Source organism: Vibrio sp. G-C-1 (assembly GCF_021728015.1).
In the GTDB taxonomy this organism is placed as follows: Bacteria; Pseudomonadota; Gammaproteobacteria; order Enterobacterales; family Vibrionaceae; genus Vibrio; species Vibrio splendidus.
The window spans coordinates 191,000-217,938 of the sequence record NZ_JAKKCR010000003.1 but is presented as its reverse complement, the minus strand read 5'-3'; the positions used below and the strand labels follow the sequence as shown (position 1 = coordinate 217,938).

Sequence of the window (26,939 nt, the reverse complement as noted above, 5' to 3'; positions counted from 1 at the left end):
CCAAGTTAAGAATAGGACATTAACAGGACTTATTGATCAAATTGGATATGAACAAACGATACTCTGAGCCCAGAACGGTAAATTATGATCAACTTACCTCCATGTTTAGGCTTTAAAGGGGGGCTGTTACTTAAACAGATAGAGTTAAAACAAATATGCTTTAAACAAGTGTGCTTTAAACACGCGAGCTCTAGACACAAGATGTTTAAACAGGAGGAGTATAGATGAGAGAGCTGTAAACAAACGAGGTATGAACAAGTGAAGTTTAACGAAGCAAGCTTTATCCAGTTATTATCACTCGCATAATAAGCAAACGGCCACGCTTCTCGGCTCCACAAGGTTGGGAGTAATGACTCTATAAACCAACAAACACCGAAGTTAAGTGAAATTTGTGAGATCCAATCGTTTGCGTCATGCACTTTTCGCACTCGAATTCGACGTATTTAAAGGTCGAACAAGAAAACGCATTAATCACCTTATTTGTCGTTTACTGTTTACGTGTAACTTGAGCTAACGATCACATCTTTAATGATCACTATGACTTTTATTACATATAATATTTTGATTTGAGTATTTTTTGGCGAAAAATAAGTGCTACAGATTGTTAAAGTCAATAGTCTTTATCGACACTAAAAACTTGATTTATGGCTAATATAAAGCCAACTTACAGATAATTTGTCTGCATTTATTTTTCCTAGCAGAATAACCCGTCGTACCTTACAATCCTGCCACATAAAAATTACAAGTTGCACACAAGGCATATCAAGCACATTTAAGTGGCAATAAAGACCACAGCCTGATGCCTCAAATCCCCTATGCTGATTGGCTTCCCTACAACCGCCATGAATGCAGAAACTTAACGTGAAAGGTCCCGAGTAAAGATGAGTCCCGAAAAGCACCTCCTAGACTGGCAAACTAGTCAAACTATTGCTGAATCCATCGCTCCAACTTTAGGTCAGTTATACCGTCAAAAAGGCGTAGAAGTTATCCTCTTCGGTAAGACCCTGGTTAACGCGACAACTATCGACATCATCAAAGCTCACCGTATCGCAAAACGTTACACTGGTTCTCCTCTTACAGCAGAACAGACTCAACCAATCATTCAACACCTTCTCTCTATGGACTTGTCTCCATGTCGTATTGATGTTGGTCGCCTTGCCCATGCATTCTGGCAAGATCGCGAAGACACTCACGGATTGGATGATTTTCTACAAACTGCACTTGTAGAATCGCTTCAAGGCGATGCAATGACAGAACCTCGTGACGTTGTATTGTACGGTTTTGGTCGTATTGGCCGACTGCTAACTCGTCTATTGATCGAGAAAAGTGGCCCAGGTTACCCACTTCGTTTACGTGCAATCGTTGTACGTGGTGGCAAAGACGGCGACCTAGAAAAGCGTGCTAGCCTACTTCGTCGTGACTCTGTTCACGGCCAGTTCAACGGCAGCATCGTAGTTGACCAAGAACGTAAAGCAATCATCGTTAACGGCAACTTCATTCAAGTTATCTACGCAAACAAGCCAGAAGAAGTAGATTACACGACTTACGGTATTGAAAATGCACTTGTGGTTGATAACACAGGTGTATGGCGTGACGCTGAAGGCCTAAGCCAACACGTTGCGTGTAACGGTGCGAAGAAAGTACTACTGACTGCGCCAGGCAAAGGCGACATCAAGAACGTCGTATTTGGTGTGAACGAGAATGTCATTCAACCAGAAGACACGATCATCTCTGCTGCAAGCTGTACGACAAACGCAATCACGCCAGTATTGAAAGCGGTTCACGACAAATTCGGCGTACTGTCTGGTCACATTGAAACGGTTCACTCATTTACCAATGACCAAAACCTAATCGATAACTTCCACTCAGGCGATCGTCGTGGTCGTGCTGCATCATTGAACATGGTACTGACATCGACTGGTGCTGCTAAAGCGGTATCAAAAGCGATGCCAGAAATGGAAGGTAAGCTAACAGGTAATGCGATTCGCGTACCTACGCCAAATGTTTCAATGGCAGTAGCAAACCTAAACCTTGAGAAAGGCACAAACAAAGAAGAATTGAACGAGTACCTGCGTGAAATGGCGCTGTCTTCTTCTCTGTCTGCACAAATTGATTACACAGATTCGACTGAGATTGTATCGACGGACTTGGTTGGCTCTCGCCACCCTGGTGTGGTTGACGGTGTTGCGACTATCGCACAAGACAACCGTGCTGTTCTGTACATTTGGTATGACAACGAGTTTGGCTACAGCTGTCAGGTTGTTCACTGTATGGAACAGATGATGGGTGTGCGCTACAAGACTTACCCTGAAGTATAAACTGCTTAGAGCCTGTAAATTGCTTAGATTCTATTACTTCCTTAGATTCTATAAACAGTTTTAGGTAACCAGCTCCACAACATAATAATTATATCTGCGAGGTCTGTAATGGGCTTTGCAACCCTTCTTGTTTTACTCCCCCGTATAAACAGGAAGGTTGCCACTTAGATCTGCTCTCTCTATCTGATCTAAGTGGCCTTTTTACATCTGGCAAGCTAACTTTTATCGCTATGACAAGAACTTTATCCTCGTCACTCTTGGAAAGCTTCCCTTCACGTCTGTTACAACTCAATCTCAACATCTGACTGAATCGCACTCGAACACGCGAGTACATAACCTTGCTCAATCTGTTCTGGCGTCAAAGTCTCTTGGCTGCTTGACTCCACCGAACCTTTGGTTACTTTACACTTACACGAACCACAAATCCCACTACGACAAGCGATGATAATTGGAACGCCTGCTTTTTCTAATGAATCAGCCAATGGTGTGCCCGCTTCCGCTTCTACTTCTGCGCCAAATGCAGGAACAAATACCTTAACGGCACCATTTGAATCTGCAGATGCTTCTGCTTGTAGTTCTTCTGAAGCAGTATTGCCATTGGCTAGTGAATTATTACTTTGAGTCGCGGGAGTAAAACTTTCTTGGTAGAAGTTATCCATGTTGAACTCAAGTTCTTTCAGGTAGTTCTCTATGTCTTGCATAAAGCTAACCGGCCCACACAAGTAAACGGTTCTGTCTAAGATGTCTGGGCTGAGTGTTACTAACCAACTCTTGTCTAGACGACCTTGGGGAGCAGTTGTTCCTTCACTGTCTTTCAGAAGCAACTTAAGGTTAAAGTGAGCGTGTGTCTCATCGAGTTGGTTGAGCTCTTCAAAGTAGATAGTCTCGCGTCGATTACGTGCCATGTGAACAAAATCGATTTCAACATCACTGCCTTGAGCCAACCAATACTTCGCCATCGCCATCACAGGAGTGATACCGCAACCCGCGCTCACTAACGTTACTTTTTTTGTCGCCGTTGGCATGCAATCAATACAGTTAAACGCACCTGCTGGCTTCAATACAGAAACCTCATCACCTTCATCAAGTTCATCAACAATAAAGTTCGAAACCAAACCACCTTCCACACGCTTTACCGTCAGCTTCAGGCGGTTATCTTCAGGACAAGACGCTACAGAATAGGCACGGTAATCCGTTTTCGCCGGCATATCCAAACCCAGAGTAATAAATTGCCCTGGCTTAAAGTTGAAATGTAAGTCTTGTGGAACGCTGCCAAGCTCAAAGCTGACCGTATCTGGCGTCTCATGCCATTTCTTTAAACACACTAAATTGATTGAATCGCTATCCGACCATGCATACATAGTTCGTGTACCTTGCTAGTGACTAGATGATTAAATGACTAAAGATTTAAATCGAAAAAGCCCCGCCGTTGTCTGTTTTAGAAAAACGTCACAACAACGGGGCTTAGAGTTGGCTTAAATTAAGCCGCTAAGATTGTTTTAAGATCTTGCTCTGGCGTTGAGATAGAACGCATATCGAACTCGTCTTGCATAATCTTTAGTAGATTTTCTGTAAGGAAAGCTGGCGCTGTTGGGCCCGTGTAAATACCTTTCACACCAAGAGCGAACAGGGTAAGCAGGATAACGATCGCTTTTTGCTCGAACCAAGATAGAACTAGCGTTAACGGAAGTTCGTTGATACCACAATCAAACTCTTGAGACAGTGCGATAGCAAGCTGAATCGCTGAGTAAGCATCGTTACATTGGCCAACATCTAACAGACGTGGGATACCGTTAATGTCGCCGAATTGGTTTTTGTTGAAACGGAATTTACCACATGCAAGTGTCAGGATTACTGAATCTTCTGGCGCTTGAGCTGTGAAGTCTGTGTAGTAGCTACGTTCAGATTTGTCACCGTCACAACCACCGACTAGGAAGAAGTGTTTGATGTTGCCTTCTTTTACTTGCTCGATAACAGCCGGAGCCGCTTCCATCAGTGCGTTACGACCAAAACCGACAGTGATCATTTGCTCGATCTCGTCGTGTTTGAAGCCTTCTTGCGCAAGAGCACAATCGATTACTGCGCTGAAATCGTCGCCTTCAAGGTGATCAACACCCGGCCAGCCTACGATGCTACGTGTAAATAGACGGTCTGCGTAAGAACCTACATCAGGGTTAAGCAGGCAGTTAGATGTCATTACGATGGCACCAGGGAAGTTAGCGAATTCTTTTTGCTGGTTCTGCCAAGCGCTGCCGTAGTTACCCGCAAGGTGTGGGTACTTGTTCAGTTCAGGGTAACCGTGTGCAGGTAGCATCTCACCGTTAGTGTAAACGTTGATGCCCTTGCCTTCAGTTTGTTGAAGGATCTTTTCTAGATCATGTAAGTCGTGACCAGAAACAAGAATACAGTGGCCTTTCTTAGTCTTCACGTTCACGGTTGTTGGTTGAGGGTGACCAAATGTATCTGTCTCACCTTTATCCAGCATTTCCATGACTTTGTAGTTCATCAAGCCAATCTGCATAGACGTATCTAGCAGTTGTTTTAGGTCAGATGGGTCAGTACCTAAGAAAGCCATGATTTCGTGGTATTCAGCAAAAATAGCATTGTCAGTTTGACCAAGAACACGCGCGTGCTCCATGTAGGCTGCCGCACCTTTTAGACCGTATAGGCAAAGAAGGCGAAGACCAATCACATCTTCATGTTGAGAGTCGTGACCGCGGTTTACCGCAGCTTGAGGGGCAAGCGCCAATAGCTCTGAAGAATCTGTAGGAAGATCGAATTGCGCAGCAGCCGAAAGTGCTGGGATTTCAAAACCGATCAACGTAGCAGCCGCACGTACCTGTTGCTCTAAACGCTGCTTAAACTCGTGAGATTGTTGTGCGAACTCGATAATACGAGCAGGGTCGAAGTTAACGTTAGTCAGTGTTGCGAAGAACGCTTTTGGTGCCCATTCGTCAATTTCAGTATCAATAACATCGCAAGCGCGGCCTAAATTGGCCCAGAAAGAAACACCTTGAAGAGAATGCACCAACACGTCTTGAAGGTCGGATACTTCCGATGTTTTACCACACATACCTTGTGCGAAAGAACAGCCTTTTACGGTTGGGGTTTGAATTGTTTGTTCACATTGAATACAGAACATAAGGGCTCCAGTAATATTTTAGTTAACTGTAAGTACTTTGCTTACAGTGACTTATTCCAAACCCTATAGAGCATCAACCGTGCCAACTTTTAACTCATTGATTTTATTAACCTTATCTTTATCCCCTTATTTTAGTGCGTGATTATGACTACATATAAACTCTCTATCCACACACACCTGTGTCATAGTGACTCTCTAGAATTATTTGGTGGTGTTCATGTTTCGTTCAGAATAGAAGCGATATAGTAACAACATAGAAAAAGAGGAATGAATATGAAAAATATATTAGTTACGATTGTTGCGTTGTTTACTGGCCTATTGGCGTTATTCACTAGCTTGATCCTTGCTATTCCTTTAGCTATTGCAGCTTTAATCACTGGCAAACGCATTCAGAATCAAATGAAGAAACAGGGTTTCGCAGCTCACATGAACACACGTCAATCATCAACCAGTGATGCCGGTGTTATTGAAGGTGAATACGAAGACCTTTCAAGCAAAAAGTAACCTAAACTTTAGTTTCAGATATAGTGAAAGCACAACAGAGACAACATTAAAAAATGCATAGAAATACCATTCTAACGCTGCTCGCCTTAACGACTTTAAGTCTCGTTGGTTGTTCCAACGAGACAACTATACCCGCTTACGAAACATCTCCAGACTTGCCTAGCTATCAGCAAGACAACTTTGATGCCTACGTCAATGACACCCAAGATTGGCTGCTGAAAAACCGCGTGTTCATGACAAAAGACAAGCAGCTTGAGATTCAACTGAACTCCCCGACTGAATACAAACCTACCGAACCTAACGGCAAGGCAGTGTTATTGGTCCATGGATTAGGTGATTCACCCTATTCGTTTAAAGACATCGCTACCCATTTGGCCGAACAAGGTTATTTGGTAAGAACGGTTTTACTTCCTGGTCACGGCAGTCGTGTGGGTGACCTAATGCAACCGAGCTTAGAAGATTGGCAAGGTGTGGTCGCTCACCATACCAAGTTACTTGAGCAAGAGTATGATTCTGTTTGGCTTGGCGGCTATTCAACAGGCGCAAATCTCGTCACTTCGCAAGCGATGAACGATCCAAAGATCTCCGGATTACTGCTGTTCTCTCCTGCGTTTCAACCAAGCTCGTCTGCCGTTCAATACGCAGGGCTCGCAAGCTACTTTTTCACTTGGGCTGATCAAGATCCTGAAGACAACGTGTTGCGTTACAACTCATTGCCAATGAACGGTGCCTCGGTTTACTACGAGACATCAGAAGTCGTTCGTGATGACTTACAAGATAAACACTTCGACAAGCCCGTATTTATTATGATGAGTGAAGGCGACAGCGTGATTGACACCAGTTTCGTTCAACAAGCGTTTACTGAATCGATGCCCAACCCAAACAATGTCTTGATCTGGCAAGGTGAGACGACACTCGATGATCCGCGAGCGGTTCAGTACAGCATGAAACTCCCGGAGCAACGCATCTCGAACGGTTCTCACATGGGTTTACTGTTCTCGCCAAGCAATCCGTATTACGGAATCAATGGTAGCGAGAAGATCTGCTCCAATGGTCAAGAGGAAGGTTTTGAAGAACAGTGCAACGCGACAAGTGAAGTTTGGTACTCAGCATGGGGATATCGTGAAGATGGAAAAAACCATGCACGTTTGACCTATAACCCTTACTTTGCTGACTCAATGAAAGAATTAGACTCGGTTCTAAACTCAGCAGGCTAACTTCTTTTAGCGGTTAACTGTTAGCGTTTAGCGTTTAGCGTTTAGATAAGTACAAACAGAAACGGCTCACAAGATAATCTCTTGTGAGCCGTTTTAGATTTTAAGGTCTAGTGATAACTAAATCATCCACACCACACGCACAGCAAGTAGAATCAACACCACACCTGACAATCGGTCAATCAACTGCGCTTTCGAACGTATACGTTCAACAATCAAAGGGCTAGACAGCACCAAGGTGATAAATGTGTACCATAAACCGTCTACAAGTAGCGGCGTTGATACGATAATCACTTGATTGGTCAGTTCATTACCTAACGCAACAAATTGGCTAAACAGAGCGATGAAGAACAGCGCGATTTTTGGGCTCAAGATAGAGATCAAGAAAGCCTCGCGAGCAGACTGCATGTAACTCATCTGCTCACCCGCTTCCAATTTCGCGGCAACACCACCTTTCGAACGCAACGCATTCACGCCGAGATAAAGCAGATACGCTGCACCCGCTAAACTAATGGCTTTGAACAACATGGGTGATTGCTCAAGTACAACGGCTAAACCAACAATGGTTGCGAACGCATAAATACCGATGCCTACGGCGTGAGACCAAGCCGCGATAAGCCCGTTCATACGGCCACCAGCCAGACTGTGTTTTGCAATCATCGCCAAGCTTGGGCCCGGAGACATTGCACCCAACAAGCAAATCGCTAATAAAGAAAACCAAATTGTTACTGTCATCATTCCATTCCTAGTAAAACAAAGCGCCCAGCGGAACGCTCTTTGCTTAATACTTAATACTTAATACTTAGCACTTAGCACTTAGCACTTAGCACTTAGCACTTAGCACTTAGCACTTACCATAATTCGCAGAAGGTATTATTTGAAATCAAAGATTATAATTACACCTATGATTTAAAATCATACTGATATTGTAACTCGACTTCTGCATAGCTTGGAATGCCTTTTCTCTCGCCCATTTGTGGGCAGAGTCGTTGTCATACTTGGGGTGCCACATTAACCAATAGGTGTGCATTTCCGTATCAAATGGCAAAGGAAAATAGGCAGTATCGAGGTGCCGACCTAGGTTATAGGCGATATGTTCAGGCACTATCATCAGATAGTCGTCTTGCATTAATACGGTTCCAGCGGATGAAAAGAACGGAACCTGCAGAGCCACTCTTCGTTTAAGCCCTTTTTTCTTCAATGCTATGTCCGCGTAGCTGTCTTTATCTCCGCCACCTGTCACTTTGATGTGAGAGTAGCTGACAATATCTTCTGCACTCAAAGCCGCTTGTTGAGCCAATGGGTGCGACTTGCGCATTAAACACACCGATTTATCTTCACCAAGCTTAATGCTTGATACATGTTCTGGCTTTGTGGGAAACATACTGGAAGCCAAATGAATACCCGACTCGTTCAGAGCTTCAAGGTAGTTTGGCTGCCACAAACGGAAGGCCAAATTAATGTTCGGGGCTTCGGCGGACACCTCTGCAACAATAACAGGAAGAATATACTGAGCCACATAGTCACTCGAAGACAATACCAGTTCACCCTGCCAGTCTTTCGGTTCAAAGGGTTTATCGTCTAAAAGGTGGTCGAACTCTCCAAGCAAGTCATCGAGTTTACCTTTGAGCAACAAAGCACGGTTAGTCGGAACCAGTTTGTTACCATCACGAACCAACAAAGGATCGCCACATAGATCTCTAAGCTGAGCCAGTTGACGGCTCACCGCCGACTGCGTGATGTGCAAACGCTGAGCTGTTCGACTGACATGACACTCTTCAAGAAGCACATGCAGAGAGCGCAGTAGGTTTAAGTTGATATTGCCTAACATGAATGCACCGTCGCATTCTGTTTGTTGAAAAACTCCGTCAAGACAGTATGAGTCATGAGGTGTCGAAGCTCTGGGTAGCTTTGCAGCTGGTCGCGGATTTGGTTCAAACGCTCCATGCTTTCCACTTCAACGTAAAGCATCATGTCAGTCTCACCGCTAATAGAGTGGCACCATTGCACCTCATCAATACTCTGGATTCGTGTCGCGTAAGACTCACAACTATGGTCACTGCTCGACATGTCGAACTTCAACGAGATGTAAGCGCACACATTCTTCGTTTGGTTAGGCTCTGTCACTTGAGCACAATAACCCGTAATCACTTTGTCGCTTTCCAGTTTCTTGATTCTGGCATTCACCGCCGAACGCGAAAGACTGACATCTCGGGCGATATCGCTCACTGAGCATCGTGCATTGGTTTTGAGAATATCCAAAATTTGGCGATCAAATTTATCCATGCTTCTGATTCTTTCCATTTATTGTTCTATTTATAACGCCTAATTTGACACAACTTTCCTACTTATAACAGCCATTATGACAGCCGACACTTTCACGTTTAATCAAATTAATTCCGTTAAATTGACGGTGTCTTAAGACGTTTCGCTAGCTGTATTATTGATGTCGACAATGTATGCTCTCATTCATAGCATCACCCAAACATCAGAAAACAGGCACAAGAAGGCCGATATGATAAGCCAATAGCTAGGAGAGCGAATGACACAACTCAAACAAGAAATCACGCTTATTTCAGGAATCGGACAACTCTCGACGACCTTGCTAGGCACTGGATTATTTATGATCCCTGCCATCGCAGCAGGCATTGCAGGACAGTTGTCACTACTCGCGTGGTTAATCCTGTTTATCGCCATTTGCCCGATTGCACTAACCTTCGCAGCATTAGGGAAGCGCTACCCCAATGCAGGAGGCACGGCCTATTTTGTGCGTCAGGCATTCAGTGAGCGATTAGAAACCAGCGTGGCTTGGTTGTTTGTGAGTGTTATTCCTGTCGGTATTCCGGCTGCGATTGCATTGGCTGGAGGTTTTGCACAACAACTGTTACCAGCGCCACTCGACACGCCACTTGGCGCTCAGTCCTTTACCGTCGCTCTGCTTATTGCTGTCAATTTGATGGGCAGTAAGTCTTCTGGTCGCTTGCAAACGGTGATTGCCTTATCGATTTTTGCCTTGGTTAGCGCCTTTGTTTGGAAAGCCGAAATCACAGCAGCTGACATCGCAGTTCCGACCATGACGTCCGATTCGATGTGGTCGATTGGCGCAGCCTTAGCGGTGATGTTTTGGTGCTTTGTCGGGATAGAAGCCTTTGCTCACATGGGAGAAGAATTTAAAAATCCACAGCGTGACTTTCCCATAGCAATCATTGCAGGGTGTTTCGTTGCGGGCATAGTGTACTGGGCTTGCTCGGTGGTTATTATCAAGCTAGGCGCTTATGGTTCACCTGAATTTGATGCAGCATCCATCCCGTGGGTAACAGAACAACTGTTTGGTAATGGCTTCAAAACCGTCATCAGTGTGCTGGGTTTCTTTGCTTGTTTTGCTAGCCTAAACCTTTACACACAAAGCTTGTCTCGCATGATATGGGCTCAAGCTCGCCAGCACACTCCTATCAGTAAAATGGCGCAGCTTAATAGCCGTGGTGTACCACTTTACCCAACCTTAGCAATTGGCTTTGTCGCGCTTATCTCTTGTGTGATTGGTGAGTTGTCTAATCTCGATCTCGAATTCTTTCTTAAACTAGCCAACGGTATTTTCGTTCTGGTTTATCTGCTTGCGATGTTAGCGGCTTGCCGATTACTGACTGGCGCATCGAGATACACCGCCATGCTCTCACTGGTCATCTGTACCTTGGTGTTTATCTGTTTAAGCTGGTCGATGCTCTATGCCGTCACTATTTTTGTGACATTGTCACTCCCTTGGCGTAAATGGCTAGGTAAAAGTAAACCCACCGTTTCTGTCGACAAGCTATAACTCGATTAATGATGAATCGACAAATTGTAAGCAAGCCCAACCAATATTACTGATAAAAAAGCCGAGCAATCTGTTTGATCTTCGGCTTTATCTCAGCCAAACGGATATTTCCAAACCCCAACACCGCCCCATTCCAATCACGAGCATCACTTGATCCATATTCATAAAAGTCAAAAGGACGAATGATGATATTTTCAAGCTCTGCTCTACGGCTCCACTCATGTTCAGATATGCCTTGATACCACTTTACGGTCACGTGTAGCCCTGCCGCTTGGCTAATCACTTCAAGATCACCGTTAAACTCGCTTTCAATCGCTTCTATCATGGCTTCATGCTTGAGTTTGTATGAACGACGCATCTTTCTAATATGACGCAATAAATCGCCTTCGCGAACAAAATCCGCCAAAGCTTCTTGTGTATGAGACGCCGTGTCTCCCGTGAGCGCGTCTTTAATCTCAAGACACTTCGCCACTAGACTTTCTGGCACGACTAAATAACCTAATCGCAGGCCATTGAACATCACCTTACTCAGAGAGCCGACATAGATGATGCGATCATCGAACCCTAACTTACCCGCCAAACCTTGCATGCTGGTATAAGGGCGATGAGCAAACTGGAACTCACTGTCGTAGTCATCTTCAATGATCCATGACTGATGCTTGTTAGCCCAATCGATCAACTTGAGGCGTTGCTCAGTGTTGAGGGTCGTGCCCATTGGGTATTGATTACTCGGCGTGACATAGAGAGCTTTAGCATTACTGGACAACACTTTTTCAATATCTAACCCAACCTTTTCACGCACACTCACACCGTCTAGCTCTAGCCTCAATAGATCGATAATTTTATGCACTTGTCGATAGCCGGGCTCTTCCACAAGGATTTTGTCGCCCATCGCTAACGTCGCCATTAATCCGATTGAGATGGCTTGCTGCGCACCTGCGGTGATGATGATTCGGTCGGCACTGCAATGAACGGAACGACTGCTTGCAAGGTACCCGCTCAATGCTTCTCTCAAGGCTAAGCTTCCCTGAACCTCTTGATTGCCCGCAATGTTCTGACGTGTAGAGTGGCGTTGCAGCAACCTCTGCCATTTCGCAAAAGGGAACGCATCTAAGTCAGGAACTCCGGGGGCAAAACTGCGGTTAATGTCGTTAGGTGTCGCTATGTTTGCAGTCGGTTGACTGACCGTTTGTTTAACCTTCGCATCCTGAACACACTTCGGTTGAGACAAACTTAGAAAGTGTTCTGGTTGTTCAACTGAGACATAAAACCCTGAGCCTTGCTTACTCTCGATATAGCCTTCAGTAACCAGTTGTTCGTACGCATAAATCACCGTATTTCGACTCACCGATAACTCAACGGCCAACTTGCGTGTTGAAGGTAACTTACTGCCCTTACTCCATAAATCGTGAACGATCTTCTCTCTGATCGCGTGAAACAAAGCGGTTTGGCGCGTGTCGTGTTGTTCGTCTAACTGTAGATCACCGACATCAATAGGCTGCATAACTGGATCCAAATAGTGTTTAAAAGTGGCTCTATTTAATAGACCAGTTAATCGCTACATTAATCAAAAGGCAATGATTAAGGAGCGATTATGTTATCTAACACGAAAAGAACCACGATTAAAAAAGGGGCTCATAAAGCCGTATTTGAACAAGAGAAACTTCATCAAATCATAGATGAGAGCTTAATCGCACACATTGCATTGCAAGGCGAACAAGGGCCAATGGTTATCCCGATGCTCGCGTGGCGAGTCGATGACATGGTTTACATTCATGGGGCCAAAAACAGTCGCTTATTGAGAGATCTAAAAAAGGGAGATCCAACCTGCTTAACGTTCACTTTGTTCGATGGTTGGGTGTTGGCTCGTTCGGCATTTCATCACAGCGCGCATTATCGTTCTGCTGTGATATTGGGGTCATTTTCAGTCATCGATGACAATCAAGAAAAGGATCGCTTGTTGAATATCTTTATTGAGCAAATCGCGCCGGGCAGAACCGATGAAGTGAGGCTCAGTAATGAGAAAGAGCTCACCGCAACCGAGCTATTGGCGATACCTTTAACGGAAGCCTCCGTGAAGATTGGTAAACATGGCGTGAATGATGATAAGACTGATATGGATATCCCAGTATGGGCTGGCGTATTACCTTATCGAACGGTCGTAGGGCCTTTAGAAACGGTTCCAGAGCAAGAAGGCATCATTGAAACACCAGATTACCAACAAGCCTATGGTGAGCGCTGGTATCAGAATTGATACACAAAGATGGTCAACTTAATAAAATTGTATACAATCTGAATTACAAAAATTTAACATGACAAAATAATGTAATCAGACGATGAGAACGAATAAGGATATTCAACCATTTCAAGGCTTGCTCAATGGCATTGGGCAAGTCTATTTCACACCGTCTGTTATGACGTCGCTCCTGCTATTACTTGCCATTTCTATTGAGTCACTTGCACTGGCTTTTCTTACTTTGCTTGGCGCCAGTTGCAGCTATGCATTAGCCTTCTGTTGCTATATCTACACCAACACCAACACCAACACCAACACCAACACCAACACCAACACCAACAAGGCAGCTTACGATATTGATAGTGGTATGTATGCGTTAAATGGGGCTTTAATTGGTTTATTTATCGGTAACTTTTTTGGTGTCACACCATTATTGGTTCTAGTGACTGTGTTAGGCGCAGTACTCACAGTCCCGATTGCCAACATTGTATTCAGATTTAAAAAATATCGCGGTTACACTAGCGCCTTTATCCTCACTTCTTGGCTGATTTATGCTATCCAATCAACCTTGGATCTATCGGCATTTTCTCCATCCAACTCCGCATTGATACCAATAATCAGTTTTGAGGCAAACTCGTGGTTCAACCTGCCGCCAGTAGTGATCCCATGGTTAAAAGGGATAAGCCAAGTCAGCTTCATCGAAAATGCGTTGTCGGGGCTAGTTATCTTGGTTGCCATCGCACTCAACAATATCAAGCATGCCATTTGGATTATGCTCGCAGTAATAATTAGCACCGTATTTAGCGGTTTGATTGGCGCTTCTAGCGAACTGGTAGCGCAAGGTCTTTACGGGTACAACGCCATTCTTGCCACTTTAGCACTTGTGCTCTATCCGCGAATCCCTTGGCCGTTAACCCTATTAGGCATGCTATTAAGCTGTGTAATCACACTTGGTTTTCATGAACTGTCACTACTACCACTCACCGCCCCTTTCATTTTGAGCACTTGGGTCGTGGTTTACTTATCTGGCCTAACGCAAGAACCGAAGGCCAGTTAGGCAACATAGTCACAGTCCGGTTTTTAAGCGCTCCACATATTGCTTGGGCGTCAAGCCTCGATGTTTCTTAAACATCCGATTAAAGCTCGCGACGTTGGTATAACCTAACCTCGTCGCCACTTCTTCCACTGGCACTGAATACAACAATAGCTCCACCGCCACGTTACTTAACGCGTATCCCATGATGGTAGAAAAGTTAACACCCAATTTGTGTAATCGTCGTTGGAACTGCTGTTCTGATAAACCGAGTAGACTGGAAACTTTATGTAGCGTTGGCAGGCCGAAATGGCGACTATAATTGATCATCTCATAAGTCACTTTATGCTCATCCTCGGCGTCGGGCATGTTGAGGTAATTGTCTAAGTCATGGAAGTTCATCGCCAAACTCATCTTGCCGACAGACGGTGATTGGTTGATCGACAACCTCAAGTGGCTCGGTATCCAAATCTCAGTCCGTGGTTGGCCCCACTGAATATTGCACCCAAAGTACTCCTGATAAAGTTGAGTATTTTCGCGATAACCAGCGATAGATACGGCTGCGGGGGTAAAATCGTCTCCCAAGTATCGTCTCAATATCTTCATCATAAAGATGGCGACTCGAATCGAGTCATGAACTTTACCAGTCTCAGAATACGCAGGGTTGTCGTAACACCACTTGATGAGTTTACCGACTTGAGCGCCATAGAGAAAAGCACCAGACTGCAAACAGTGCAGGCCAATGTTAACTCGACGAATAGAAGAAGCCAGATCGTGTCCAGAGAAAAACCAGTTCGAGAGAGGACCTAGCCTTTCAATATCCACCCTATCAGCAAGCTTCAAGATAATATCAGAATCGCCTGTTTGCTGTTCAAGCAAGCCATACCATTTGTCCACTTCGCCAACGGGAATAAGGCTCATCGGGTTGTTAAATACCGACTTGGGGATACCTAATTGCTCTACATTCACGAACTTATTGGTCGTTGCGTGTTGGTAAAGACCTAGAATTCCCAATGCTCTTAAGAAGTTACAATTGTTCATTAGCTACCATACTTAGAAGTCACTATTACTGATCAAATCATATTGGCATCATTATTAAAGTAATTGGTAAATTTTCAACTTCTAAATCTGATATCAATCACACTCTGTGCTCAATTTAACCTAGGGTTTATCAATGAGTTTAGTGAGTGTCCCATTTGTCGGCACCGGCGCCGATACCGCTCTACACGTTGTAGCAGGCGTTGTATTGATCGCAACTATCGCTGCTGCATGTTACGGGTTCTGGCGTGTGCATGAATTACCAATCAATAAAGCTCACAGCAAAGAGCACCAACAACTCGGTTTGATCACCGCATTAACTTGGATTGGTTTTATCTGGCACTGGGTATGGGTACTCGCCGTCATCTTGGCCTTTGTTGATATGGAAAAAGCCATCATCAATCTGAGAGACACCTGGAAAGCGCCGCCAAAATCTGATGTACCGCCGGAACAAAATGATAAAAATGAGGAGAACCCAGTATGTTAGAAGGTTTAGCGATTTGGGCACTGTTCATTTATTTACTGAGACTGGTCGGTATGCCTTGGAATAAAGGCACCAAAGCGTTTGCTTACTTAGGTGGTACATCTTGGTTGATGTTCGTATGGGTTGGGTTAATCAACTTTACTCCGATGGACCTATCTGGAGGATCGGTTGTTCAGTCTCCACATATTCAATTACGCCCGGACTCAACTGCGGTCACAGGAAAAACCACAAAGGTTCACATCAGCCCAAACCAAGATGTGGTTGAAGGGCAACTTCTTTACGAAATTGATGACACTAAATATGTGATTGCGAGAGACAAAGCAGGCGTTCAACTTGAGTCAACAAAAGTCGCTTTAGATACCGCTCGCCAAGAAGTCAGCATTGCTAAAATTAGCTATCAGTCGGCGCTAGAAGACATCAAAACATCTATTGCACAGATAGAGTCAGCAAAGACCGATCTAGTGTTGCAATCTAAGACCCTTGACCGTTACCAGAAACAAAACAGTGTTGTAGAACATACGATTACAGAAACTGACATCGACCAACAAACAGCAAAGGTAGACTTAGCGACGTATAACGTTACGACATTGGAATCTCAGCTTAGCAAGAAAGAAGTCGATGCCGAGAATGCGAAATTAAACATCCACAAGGCTGAAACCAATGTAAGCAAGAAGCAGACTGAGGTCGATTCAGCAAAAGCAACATTGGCACAAGCACAATGGGACTTGAACAGTACCAAAGTCACGGCACCGACTGACGGCTTTGTAACGAACTTTATCCTTCGTGAGGGTCAACGCGTTTCAATGATGCCTCGTATCCAGATGTATACCGAAGAGAAGTACGTATTGATGCGAGTCAATCACCAAGCGATTCGCAATGTTAAGGTGGGTCAACCAGCAGAATTTTCGACGGCGGTATACCCGGGAAAAATATTCTCTGCAACCGTAGAGGGCATTGTTGAAGCGACGGGTGAGGCACAAGCTAGCTTATTAGGTATTGATGAACAGGTTCGCGTTACCACAGGCAGAAACCTCCAAAACAAACACCACTTTGTCCGCTTAAAAATTGACGAAACGGAAGGTTACGATATTCCTGTAGGCTCCGTTGGACTAGCTTGGGTAAGCGGTGAGAAGCCGATTGGCTTTATGGGCTTCCTAGACGTAATACGTGGGATTATCATTCGAATGAAATCTCAGTTGTACTTCTTTTACTCAATCTAACTTAAGTAACAAGTCAATCAATACAAAGCCAGTATGCCCTTAAAGCATGCTGGCTTTTTTTGGGGAAGAACAAAGACGAGTTAGTACTAGCTGTCGGCATAAAATACAAAATAGTTCTTATTACGTAACTTAGACAATCCATCCGCATTTTGCATAATGCATTTTCGTTTTGCGAAATTATAATTTCAAAACGCGAAAAACCAGCTTAAATACGCACCAAATTGCTATAAAACACTCATTTTACGTCGTCTTAAAAGTTGGCACACTAACTGCACTGTATACATTGACCCTTCTTAAGCCGAGGGTCACCTAGCCAACTGACGTTGTTAGTGAACCTTTGTTGTTCACGATATATATAGGCCAATTGCGAATATTGCGATTGGCCATTTTTTTGCCTGTCATTTAAGAAACATCGCCCGCCCAATATACAGACACCCATTCATAAATATAATAATCAACATTCATAGCCAACTATGAACAACAGATACCTGATGCGTTATAGAAAACGTTTTCTATTTATTTTAATTAAAAAAATACAAAACATAACCTTATGTTTTATATTGTTTTTAGTTCAATAACTGATTCCATACCGCTTTTATTGACAAAATTAGCATTGACTACGTGATTTATATCACCATAATGCGCACGTTTGCCTGCAATACGGCGACCGTTAAATTTAATTTTGATCATTTGCGGAGGTAAAAAATGGCTGCTGATAATAACTACAGTCTTGGGCCGGTTCCTACATCGGCTAGGAAAGGAGTCGCTTCACTCACCATGGTAATGCTTGGACTCACTTTCTTCTCTGCAAGTATGTGGACAGGTGGTTCACTCGGGACAGGTCTTTCATTCAACGATTTCTTCCTCGCCGTTCTCATCGGTAACCTAATCCTCGGTATTTACACTTCTTTTCTTGGCTACATCGGCTCATCTACTGGCCTCTCTACTCACCTCCTTGCTCGTTTCTCTTTCGGTACTAAAGGCTCATGGCTTCCTTCTGCTCTACTTGGTGGTACACAAGTCGGTTGGTTTGGTGTGGGCGTTGCCATGTTTGCGATTCCGGTACAAAAAGCCACGGGCATTGATACCAACACCTTGATTGTTGTATCAGGCTTGTTGATGACAGGTACGGTGTACTTCGGTATTAAAGCACTCATGGTGCTTTCAGCGATTGCGGTTCCTGCGATTGCGATTCTAGGTGGTTACTCAGTATTGACCGCGGTAGACAGTGTTGGTGGCATAGAGCAACTGCAACTGATTAAGCCTGAAACACCAATGGACTTCTCAATGGCGTTAGCAATGGTTGTCGGTTCATTCGTGAGTGCGGGTACGTTAACTGCCGATTTCGTTCGCTTTGGTAAAAAGCCAGCGAGCGCAGTGTTAATTACCATGGTCGCATTCTTCATCGGTAACTCACTGATGTTTATCTTTGGCGCGGCAGGTGCAGCAGCGACGGGTCTCTCTGACATTTCAGATGTGATGATTGCGCAAGGACTACTTCTTCCAGCCATCATCGTTCTAGGCTTGAACATCTGGACAACCAATGAAAACGCACTTTATGCGTCAGGTCTTGGTTTATCTAACATCACAGGTCGCTCAAGTACTACAATGTCTATCATTAACGGTATCGTAGGTACGATTTTCGCGCTTTGGTTGTACAACAACTTCGTCGGCTGGTTAACCTTCCTTTCTCTGGCAATTCCACCCATTGGTGGCGTAATCATCGCCGACTTCTTTGCGAACCGTAAACGTTACAAAGATTTTGCAAAAGCAGAGTTCCAAACCGTTAACTGGGCTGGCATTATCGCGGTAGCAACAGGCGTAGCCGCTGGTCACTTCCTTCCGGGCATCGTTCCTTTAAATGCCGTGTTTGGTGGTGCAATCAGTTACCTCGTGCTTAACCCTCTATTGAATAAAAACGCTCTGAAATCTCAGGCCGCTTAAGGACACACTATGACAACCTTATTAATCAAGAACGCGAAGCTTCAAGACCAAGACGGCTTGAAACAAATCCTGATTGAAAATGGTCAATTTTCTCGCATTCTCGATAATGACGCACCAATCAATCATCAAGGTGACATCCTTGATGCTGAAGGTGGCATTGCAGTTTCTCCTTTCTGTGAACCGCATATTCACCTAGATACTACGCAAACGGCTGGCGAACCTAACTGGAACATCTCTGGTACTTTGTTTGAAGGTATTGAGCGTTGGGCTGAGCGTAAAGAATTGTTATCAATTGAAGACGTAAAGTCTCGTGCGAAACAAACACTGAAATGGCAGATTGCTAACGGTGTTCAACACGTGCGTACTCACGTTGATGTATCAGATCCGACGTTGGTTGCATTACGAGCGATGGTTGAAGTTCGTGAAGAGATGAAAGAGTGGGTCGACATCCAGATCGTTGCATTCCCTCAGGAAGGCATTCTTTCATACCCTAACGGCAAAGAATTGCTTGAAGAAGCTGTGAAGATCGGCGCTGACGTTATTGGTGCTATCCCTCACTTCGAATTCACTCGTGAGTACGGTATTGAATCTCTGCACTATGCGTTCGAGCTTGCACGCAAGTACGACTGCTTGATCGACGTTCACTGTGATGAAATCGATGATGAGCAATCTCGCTTCGTTGAAACACTGGCAGCCCTTGCTCATAAATTCGACATGGGTGATAAGGTAACGGCAAGCCATACTACAGCAATGGGTTCTTACAATGGTGCTTACGCATCTCGCCTATTCCGTCTATTAAAGATGTCTGGCATTAACTTCGTGGCAAACCCGTTAGTGAACATCCACTTACAAGGCCGTTTCGACGACTACCCGAAACGTCGTGGTGTGACTCGTGTTAAAGAGATGCTAGCGGCTAATATCAATGTGTGTTTCGGCCATGATGATGTGTTTGACCCATGGTACCCGCTAGGTACAGCGAATATGCTTCAAGTTCTGCACATGGGACTGCACGTAACACAAGTTATGGGCTACGACCAAATCAACACCTCTCTTGATTTAATCAGCAAGAACTCAGCTCGCACATTGAACATCCAAGACAACTACGGTATTGAGGAAGGTAAGCCAGGAAGCCTGCTAATTCTTCCTGCTGACGATGGCTTTGATGCCGTGCGCCGCCAAGTACCAGTGCAGTACTCTATCCGCCACGGCAAGGTAATCGCAGAGACTCAACCAGCGAAAACAAAAATTAATTTAGATAAAACTGAAGATATCAACTTCAAACGATAATATCGTCTATACTAATGATGAAAGGGAGGCTTAGGCTTCCTTTTTACTTTGTCATGGCGTGTGATTTTATAAAACTATCAGCTATTTCAGGTGGTTTTGTTAACGAGCACAACATGACAAAAAAACTCGCTGATTTCTCAATCAATGAGTGTACAACCGGAAAGACTGTGTTAACATGCACTCGCTCTGTTAGCCGGAGTTATTTAAGTTAGATGAATAGTAAAAAATGACATGTAAAATCGTTACCCGTTTTTGTAAGTAGTTTTTCCTTATTTCTTAGCAACATTAAATAATTCAATTATCAGCGCATTGCAGTAATGCAATCAACAATTTAGAAAATTTATGAATAAGGGACAAATTATGTCTAACACAAATACTGGCACTGTAAAATGGTTTAACGAAGAGAAAGGTTTCGGTTTCATTTCTCAAGACAACGGCGGTGCTGACGTATTCGTACACTTCCGTGCAATCGCTTCAGAAGGTTTCAAAACTCTGAAAGAAGGCCAAAAGGTTTCTTTCGAAGTTGAAAACGGTCAAAAAGGCCTACAAGCAGCAAACGTTGTTGCTCAATAATTAGCTTTTAGCTAAAAAGAATTTTAAAGCGCTGATTTTTATCGGCGCTTTTTTGTATCTGCTCATAAATATTTTCATCCTTTCCCTCTCTCGATTCAAATTTCTGGGTCACTTCTTCAATCGAGTTGCTTCTCCAATCGATTCTGAGATCACAGTGCTCTCCCGAACTAAGGTTTTAATACAAAACTCAACTTATGTTCCATAGTGAATAACCAAAAATATGGTTAAAGAACAATCCATTAGACACCATTTATGAATACGCAATCGATATTCATAATAAAAATGAGTTATTTATCCAATCCTCATCTATTAATCATATAATTTTTAAAGCAAAGACCTGCGAAATCCGCTAACCTTGTCCACAAGTGGCTTGAGTTAGTTTGGTATCTGCAGTAAAAATAATGAAAAAAGACGAATTCCAGAAATCCACCGCTAATCTAAAAAAAGCGGTACCTCTTATGATGAAGAACAGAGTGTCTACCACACCTGCAAATTACGCACTTTGGTATACCTATGTCGATAATGCTATCCCACAGCTAACTAAAGACATGGATGGTGTTTTAGAACACTACGGCATTTGTCCTCCAGCCGTTGGTGAGCAGCTTTACAACAATTACGTTGCGAGCAAATCTGAAACCAATATCAACGATCTTCGCGCTAACCTAGAACTGTTAGTTTCTGAAGTTTCGAATTCGATGAATGATACCCTCACCGATACCTCAGCTTTCTCCGATATGATCGATCAAAGCTTCGAGGATTTGGCTCGTGTTGATAATGAAAGTTTATCGATCGACGAAGTCATGTCGTTGGTTCGTCAGTTGGTTTCTGAGTCTCGTCATATTCGTCACTCTACTCAGTTTCTGAATTCTCAGCTGCACTCTGCTACATCAGAAATTTCCAAGCTTAAAACCCAACTTGTAGAAGTGCAGAAAGATGCGCTCTTTGACAGTACAACGACACTCTATAACCGTCGCTCTTTCGACCGTGATATAGAAACCTTGTGTGAAGCAAAAGAATCTTTGTGTTTGATTCTTCTCGACATCGATCATTTTAAAAATTTCAATGACACCTATGGCCACTTGTTTGGCGATATGGTTCTTAAAGGGATAGCTCGCAAGCTGAAGTTAAGTTGCCGTGAAGGTATTTCTGCGTATCGGTTTGGTGGTGAAGAGTTCGCACTCATCGTGCCAAACAAGTCTTTACGTATTGCTCGTCAGCTCGCTGATACTAATCGACGCTCTCTAGAAAAGCTGTCTATTAAAGATCGTCGCAGTGGTCAACAAGTCGGCAGTATCACCGCATCGTTTGGTGTCGCTGAACTTGAGCCCGGTGAGTCGGCGCAATCACTGATCGAACGAGCTGATAAGCTACTTTACGAAGCGAAATCACTTGGCCGCAACCGAGTCATGCCTCTTTAAGGTTTCACCGCTGGTTCTGCTCAATGAGAACCCGTGAACGCGAATTGATATACATTTAAAAAACAACAAAAAGCCCCAAAGACTAACTAGTACGTTAATCTTTGGGGCTTTTTTGTTGGCTATGTGTATCGGCTTAGTACTTATTGGGTTCAACCCCTTCAGCGTTCCAAACCTTGTTTCATACGACTAAAGTTGGTAGCAGTAATTCAGGCAGTAATCTTCACCACTCTTCGCTCTGAACTCTTTATCTTCGCTGCATGCCTTTGGTTTGCCCTTTGCATCACCTTGAATCAAACTGATCCAGTGGCGCATTGCTGCAATGGTCTCTTCGCGCATTGTGGTCGTTGATTCCACTGACGATTGACCGAACGTAGTGCATGATTCTAACTGAATATCATCGATCTCTACCAATTCAATACACCCCGTCCCTTTATGACATCCAAACATCACTTCTAAGTGACTGCCACTGCCATCTCGGAACAAGATAGAGTCTGGGTCATTCTTCTCACCCATGTACGCTACAAACTGTTTAGGGTGCTTTAGGCCGCTGTGCTGACCATCTTTAAAGTAAGCCATGATATGGCGGTAATCCACTACGTAGCTGGTTACGTCTTGATGTGAACCATTCTCTAATGGGAACAGTCGATCAAGCAGCTGTTTTGCTTTCACTTGCTTCTCTGTTTGCTGGTTGGCACTGATTGTCTCCACGGCAAAGACAGCTTCAGCGATAAATGGTTTTGATTGTTTTTGGATTTCTGTTTTATCGAATGTAAGCATATTCATAGTCTTTCCCTCTTGACTAGCCCGGTGATAACCACCGATTTCTACAGCAAAAATGTGCCCTAGAGCAATTATTCCAAACTAACGTTTAACTTATTTGTCATTTTGTGAATTGCTTAGTTTGTAGATTAGCGCTTTTTTACATACAATTTCACAACAAAAATTTTACAATGTGAATTTTACAAATATGGCCTTGTCAAAAAGTTTAGTTCGTCAGTCTCATTTCCTAGGTACGAAAATACGTAACCTAAGAAAACGTAACCATTTAACGATGGAAGATCTGTCTGCGCGTTGTATTCGAATCAACCCAGAATACGCACCTTCCGTTTCTTACCTTTCAATGATTGAACGTGGAAAGCGTGTGCCAAGCATCGACATGCTGGAAGTGATTGCGCAGGTTTTTCAGAAGACCCCAACGTGGTTCCTCGACGACGAATCAGAACAACAAGCCATTGCACCTGACAAAGGGAATCGTGGTGGGATAAGTGGCATGGCACTCGAGCCTAGCTTTCTTTTCTCCAACGACATCCTGCAGATTGCGATTCCTGAAATGCTGTCACAAACGGGGATCTCTGGCCGTCAGTTTGCTCACCTCTTGATTAGGGCACACCAAGAAAGCAACCAGAACCACTTCCCTGACCTTGAGCGCGCCGCAGAAGAGGTTGGCCTAAAACGTCTTAACCTGAGCGTAGAAGACCTTATAGACATCGCTAGAACCCTTGGTATTAACATCCGCTGGGTTACGCGCACGCCGCAGGACGTGGTTGATGAGCTAGGAATCAATGCCAAGCAACTGGTTACTTCATTCTTTGAGCCTCCCGGTACGATCTTTTTAAACGAAATTCTCAAAGAGTACCCCACTCGTCTGAAATACGATCTCTCGGTTTATATCGGCCATTGCATTCTGCATAGCAAAGAAGGGTTAAAGAGTGTGTTGTCGGTCGGTAACAACAACACATGGGATGACAACCAGATTTCAGGCTCTTCACAGCTGAACTCTCAAGACATTCTGCAAGCGTGGCGAGACTTTGAATCCAGTTTCTTTGCAGGAGCACTTCTGTGCCCTAAAGTCCCGTTTAGACAGCTGCTTGACCGCACAGGTTACGAAATAGACGTTCATAAGAGAGCGGGGGTTTCCCCCTCTGTTGCGATGCGTAGAATGACGGTAGTATCGCCCTACCCTCACTGGCACTACTTTGATGCTTATGGGCCGGGGAAACTCAAGGCGGTATACCGCGGGAACGGGATTCCACTGCCTTGGGGGAATATGAGAACGGTCGCCGACCCATGTCAACATTGGGCAGTGTTCCGTCGATTATCAGAACCTCGGGCGGGTAGCTCAGCTCAGATCTCCATTTTAAATGTAGGAGATGAGCCAAGAATCTATTGCTGTGAATCCATCAATATGACGGATCCTGCGGGTAACAATCGTGTGTTGTGTGCTGGTATAGACTTAAACCCAGCGATTGATGCTCAAGGCGGTAATTCAAGAGATATTGCAGAGCAGCTTAAGGCTTCATGCGTCAACAATGGTGGCTCTGTGGTAATCCCACGTAACATCAAGAAAGATCTCACGACAATAGCCAAGATTCTAAATATAAATTGGATTGAACGTGGGATTGAGACAGAGGCTAGGCTTATCTGCTCCAGAGGTGGAGAGTGCCCTCGCCAACCAAGCTGTTACTCGAAGTGTGGTGAGTAAAAAAGTAAAACCAACAAGTAGAACTCAAAATTCAGGCAAAAAAAAACCGACCACAATAAAGGTGATTGGTTATATATTTTGTGTGAACAATATGGGTTCACTAACAACGTCAGTTGGCTAGGTGACCCTCGGCTTAAGAAGGGTCACCATTACTAATGCAGCATACGTGCCAACTTTTAAAGCACGTATTTACTAAGCATCTGAACACGTATTGGCCGTAAATCCCTGCTTGTTTTGCAAACTGGAATTGCAAATTGCAAAGATCCACAAAAACGCTAGTGATTATGTTGTTATTAATAAATCATTAACGAATCATTACCTTTCCTCTCAATAGCGTATTTCTTCTTGATTCAGTCGTTTTTACGGCCAAGAAATCACTTCTAATTCCCCAAATAATACCCATAAAAAAACGCGAACATTGAAATTCAATATTCGCGCTTATTCGAGTTAAATTGCAGAAATTCGCTAATAAACGAGAACCTTCTTAAAAAGTAATTCTCGTTGCTGAACCGCTACAAAGCTACCTTATCAACCTTTTGGTCTACCAAAGAGCTACTATTTCTGAGGTGCAGGCTTAGAGCGGCTTCTAGATGGTGAAGGCTTGTTACCTGTAGGCTTATTACCTGCTGGTTTGCTCGAGCCATTACCGCCACCGAAACCAGACTTCTTAGGTTTACCTGCACCAGTTGGCTTACCAGAACTATTCGTAGAAGGCTTGTTTGCCGCATTACCACGCTTATAGTTACTGCCATTATTTCTTAAAGATTTATCATCACCCGCAACTGTTGAGTTGCTGTCAGAAGCTTTGTTGCCTGAGTTAGGCTTGTTCGCATTAGGCTTACGTTTAGGAGCAGAACCTGAACCAGAAACATGACGCTTGTTCTTACCTGCTGGTTTGTGCCCGCGAGCATTCTCACCAGAACGTTGACCATCAGAGTGTTCACGCGTCTTTTTCGGCTTCTTAGGCTTAATCGGGCGCGAATCCAAACGAGATTCTGGCAACTTGTTTACAGGTGCAAAACCTTCAATTTCACGGCGCTCAAGCACTTGCTGAATAAGGCGCTCGATACCAAACAGTTCACCCACTTCATCAGCACAAACCAATGAAATTGCTTTACCCACTTCACCAGCACGGCCAGTACGACCAATACGGTGAACGTAATCTTCTGATACGTTTGGAAGGTCGAAATTCACTACTTGAGGCAGTTGCGGAATATCGATACCACGCGCTGCGATATCAGTCGCCACTAATACTCGGACTTTACCCGTTTTGAAGTTCTCTAGGGCTTTAGTACGCGCGCCTTGGCTCTTGTTGCCATGAATAGGCGCCGCTGAGATGCCTTGCTCGTCAAGGAAGTGTGAAAGCTTGTTTGCGCCATGTTTCGTTTTGCTAAACACAAGCACTTGTCGCCAATCATTATCTTTGATGAGCTTCGCTAGCATTGCGCTTTTTTTCTTTTTATCTACTGGGTAGATGCTTTGCTCAACGGTTGGTGCCGTTGAGTTCGCAGGGCTTACCGAGATTTCAACTGGGTTGTTTACTAAGCCTTTCGCCAAGCCACGAATATCATCAGAGAACGTCGCTGAGAACAGTAGGTTTTGGCGCTTCTTAGGTAGAAAAGCCAAGATCTTACGGATATCGCGAATGAAGCCCATGTCTAGCATGCGGTCAGCTTCATCTAGCACTAGAATTTCTAGTTGATCAAAACGCACAGCATTTTGGTTGTATAGGTCAAGTAGACGACCCGGTGTTGCTACCAGTACATCACTACCTTTACGCAGTTTTTGCATCTGAGGGTTAATTTTCACACCACCAAACACCACCGTAGAAGTAAGAGGTAAGTTAATACCGTACTTCACTACGCTGCCATTCACTTGCGCAGCAAGCTCACGGGTTGGTGTTAGCACTAGCGCACGTACTTGGTTCTGACGTACGCGAGGGCCTTTTGACAGCATTTCAAGAATAGGTAGCGTGAAGCCTGCAGTTTTACCTGTACCTGTTTGAGCAGCGGCCATAACATCTTTGCCCGTTAGGACAGCTGGTACGGCTTTCTCTTGTATTGGTGATGGCTTATCGTAACCTTGTGCTTCAATAGCTTTAAGGATCGGTTCAGAAAGGCCCAGGGAGGTAAAACTCATAGATTATTTTCTCAGTTGAATAACATTTAGTATGAGCAACGCGCAGAAAGAAGTCGTTGCTACAGCTTTCGCTCATCAATTGGATTGATAAGG

The 26,939-nt window shown here is 44.1% G+C and carries 22 protein-coding genes; 13 read left to right on the top strand and 9 right to left on the bottom strand.

The window, feature by feature from the left end; genetic code table 11:
- Positions 1 to 881 precede the first annotated feature (881 nt).
- Positions 882 to 2,318: a glyceraldehyde-3-phosphate dehydrogenase gene (locus L3V36_RS06325; protein ID WP_004730041.1), complete on the top strand. Its 1,437-nt coding sequence runs from the start codon at positions 882 to 884 to the stop codon at positions 2,316 to 2,318.
- Between the two features lie 281 nt (positions 2,319 to 2,599).
- Here the strand turns inward: L3V36_RS06325 and L3V36_RS06320 are convergent, their stop codons facing one another.
- Together L3V36_RS06320 and hcp are read right to left on the bottom strand one after the other, a co-directional pair.
- Positions 2,600 to 3,679, bottom strand: coding sequence for a hybrid-cluster NAD(P)-dependent oxidoreductase (locus L3V36_RS06320; protein ID WP_208774674.1), 1,080 nt, complete (start codon positions 3,677 to 3,679; stop codon positions 2,600 to 2,602).
- Positions 3,680 to 3,798: 119 nt separating this feature from the next.
- Positions 3,799 to 5,460: a hydroxylamine reductase gene (hcp, locus tag L3V36_RS06315; protein ID WP_004730037.1), complete on the bottom strand. Its 1,662-nt coding sequence runs from the start codon at positions 5,458 to 5,460 to the stop codon at positions 3,799 to 3,801.
- A gap of 273 nt (positions 5,461 to 5,733) precedes the next feature.
- On the opposite strand from hcp, the gene L3V36_RS06310 reads away from it, so the two are divergent.
- On the top strand, positions 5,734 to 5,964 hold the full coding sequence (locus L3V36_RS06310; RefSeq protein ID WP_004730036.1) for a hypothetical protein: 231 nt from the start codon (positions 5,734 to 5,736) through the stop codon (positions 5,962 to 5,964).
- 53 nt (positions 5,965 to 6,017) lie between these two features.
- A complete protein-coding gene (locus tag L3V36_RS06305; RefSeq protein ID WP_102501521.1) occupies positions 6,018 to 7,181 on the top strand; it encodes an alpha/beta fold hydrolase in 1,164 nt (387 codons plus the stop codon).
- A gap of 117 nt (positions 7,182 to 7,298) precedes the next feature.
- Here the strand turns inward: L3V36_RS06305 and L3V36_RS06300 are convergent, their stop codons facing one another.
- The 3 genes from L3V36_RS06300 to L3V36_RS06290 all read right to left on the bottom strand — a co-directional run bounded on the left by L3V36_RS06300 (position 7,299) and on the right by L3V36_RS06290 (position 9,464).
- The gene (locus tag L3V36_RS06300; RefSeq protein ID WP_029221972.1) at positions 7,299 to 7,913 is read right to left on the bottom strand and encodes a LysE family translocator; all 615 of its coding nucleotides are present in this window, start codon (positions 7,911 to 7,913) and stop codon (positions 7,299 to 7,301) included.
- Between the two features lie 148 nt (positions 7,914 to 8,061).
- Positions 8,062 to 9,009 (bottom strand): LysR family transcriptional regulator, encoded by a 948-nt coding sequence (locus L3V36_RS06295; protein WP_208774672.1) that lies wholly within the window; start codon positions 9,007 to 9,009, stop codon positions 8,062 to 8,064.
- On the bottom strand, positions 9,003 to 9,464 hold the full coding sequence (locus tag L3V36_RS06290) for an Lrp/AsnC family transcriptional regulator (RefSeq protein WP_102446826.1): 462 nt from the start codon (positions 9,462 to 9,464) through the stop codon (positions 9,003 to 9,005). The genes L3V36_RS06295 and L3V36_RS06290 overlap by 7 nt, the downstream gene beginning before the upstream one ends.
- A 256-nt stretch (positions 9,465 to 9,720) precedes the next feature.
- Between L3V36_RS06290 and yjeH the strand changes: the two genes are divergently transcribed.
- Positions 9,721 to 10,992: an L-methionine/branched-chain amino acid transporter gene (gene yjeH, locus L3V36_RS06285; protein ID WP_102446827.1), complete on the top strand. Its 1,272-nt coding sequence runs from the start codon at positions 9,721 to 9,723 to the stop codon at positions 10,990 to 10,992.
- A gap of 46 nt (positions 10,993 to 11,038) precedes the next feature.
- Here yjeH and L3V36_RS06280 read toward each other — a convergent pair whose 3' ends face one another.
- Positions 11,039 to 12,496 carry a PLP-dependent aminotransferase family protein gene (locus L3V36_RS06280; protein ID WP_102446828.1) on the bottom strand — a complete coding sequence of 486 codons (1,458 nt, stop codon included), beginning with the start codon at positions 12,494 to 12,496 and terminating at the stop codon, positions 11,039 to 11,041.
- Between the two features lie 90 nt (positions 12,497 to 12,586).
- Here L3V36_RS06280 and L3V36_RS06275 point away from each other — a divergent pair, with 90 nt between their 5' ends.
- Together L3V36_RS06275 and L3V36_RS06270 are read left to right on the top strand one after the other, a co-directional pair.
- The gene (locus tag L3V36_RS06275; RefSeq protein ID WP_065682306.1) at positions 12,587 to 13,246 is read left to right on the top strand and encodes a pyridoxamine 5'-phosphate oxidase family protein; all 660 of its coding nucleotides are present in this window, start codon (positions 12,587 to 12,589) and stop codon (positions 13,244 to 13,246) included.
- 82 nt (positions 13,247 to 13,328) lie between these two features.
- Positions 13,329 to 14,285, top strand: a complete 957-nt coding sequence (locus L3V36_RS06270) for an urea transporter (RefSeq protein WP_102446829.1) — start codon at positions 13,329 to 13,331, stop codon at positions 14,283 to 14,285.
- Between the two features lie 9 nt (positions 14,286 to 14,294).
- Here L3V36_RS06270 and L3V36_RS06265 read toward each other — a convergent pair whose 3' ends face one another.
- The gene (locus tag L3V36_RS06265; protein WP_017079622.1) at positions 14,295 to 15,302 is read right to left on the bottom strand and encodes an AraC family transcriptional regulator; all 1,008 of its coding nucleotides are present in this window, start codon (positions 15,300 to 15,302) and stop codon (positions 14,295 to 14,297) included.
- A gap of 133 nt (positions 15,303 to 15,435) precedes the next feature.
- On the opposite strand from L3V36_RS06265, the gene L3V36_RS06260 reads away from it, so the two are divergent.
- The 6 genes from L3V36_RS06260 to L3V36_RS06235 all read left to right on the top strand — a co-directional run bounded on the left by L3V36_RS06260 (position 15,436) and on the right by L3V36_RS06235 (position 22,225).
- Positions 15,436 to 15,786, top strand: a complete 351-nt coding sequence (locus tag L3V36_RS06260; protein WP_017082491.1) for an MFS transporter — start codon at positions 15,436 to 15,438, stop codon at positions 15,784 to 15,786.
- Entirely contained in the window at positions 15,780 to 17,003 is a 1,224-nt protein-coding gene (locus L3V36_RS06255; protein WP_017082492.1) for an HlyD family secretion protein, read from the top strand. Before L3V36_RS06260 ends, L3V36_RS06255 begins: the two co-directional genes overlap by 7 nt.
- Before the next feature lie 705 nt (positions 17,004 to 17,708).
- Positions 17,709 to 18,947 (top strand): cytosine permease, encoded by a 1,239-nt coding sequence (gene codB / locus L3V36_RS06250; protein WP_065682303.1) that lies wholly within the window; start codon positions 17,709 to 17,711, stop codon positions 18,945 to 18,947.
- A 9-nt stretch (positions 18,948 to 18,956) separates the two neighbouring features.
- On the top strand, positions 18,957 to 20,234 hold the full coding sequence (locus tag L3V36_RS06245) for a cytosine deaminase (protein ID WP_017079618.1): 1,278 nt from the start codon (positions 18,957 to 18,959) through the stop codon (positions 20,232 to 20,234).
- A gap of 360 nt (positions 20,235 to 20,594) precedes the next feature.
- A complete protein-coding gene (locus L3V36_RS06240) occupies positions 20,595 to 20,807 on the top strand; it encodes a cold-shock protein (RefSeq protein ID WP_004730009.1) in 213 nt (70 codons plus the stop codon).
- A gap of 401 nt (positions 20,808 to 21,208) precedes the next feature.
- On the top strand, positions 21,209 to 22,225 hold the full coding sequence (locus L3V36_RS06235) for a GGDEF domain-containing protein (protein WP_004730002.1): 1,017 nt from the start codon (positions 21,209 to 21,211) through the stop codon (positions 22,223 to 22,225).
- 186 nt (positions 22,226 to 22,411) lie between these two features.
- Here the strand turns inward: L3V36_RS06235 and L3V36_RS06230 are convergent, their stop codons facing one another.
- Positions 22,412 to 23,008 carry a malate synthase gene (locus L3V36_RS06230; protein ID WP_017085411.1) on the bottom strand — a complete coding sequence of 199 codons (597 nt, stop codon included), beginning with the start codon at positions 23,006 to 23,008 and terminating at the stop codon, positions 22,412 to 22,414.
- Positions 23,009 to 23,177: 169 nt separating this feature from the next.
- Between L3V36_RS06230 and L3V36_RS06225 the strand changes: the two genes are divergently transcribed.
- Entirely contained in the window at positions 23,178 to 24,707 is a 1,530-nt protein-coding gene (locus L3V36_RS06225) for a DUF3612 domain-containing protein (RefSeq protein ID WP_017079615.1), read from the top strand.
- A gap of 555 nt (positions 24,708 to 25,262) precedes the next feature.
- Here the strand turns inward: L3V36_RS06225 and L3V36_RS06220 are convergent.
- Positions 25,263 to 26,846 (bottom strand): DEAD/DEAH box helicase, encoded by a 1,584-nt coding sequence (locus L3V36_RS06220; protein WP_102446832.1) that lies wholly within the window; start codon positions 26,844 to 26,846, stop codon positions 25,263 to 25,265.
- Between the last annotated feature and the right edge of the window lie 93 nt (positions 26,847 to 26,939).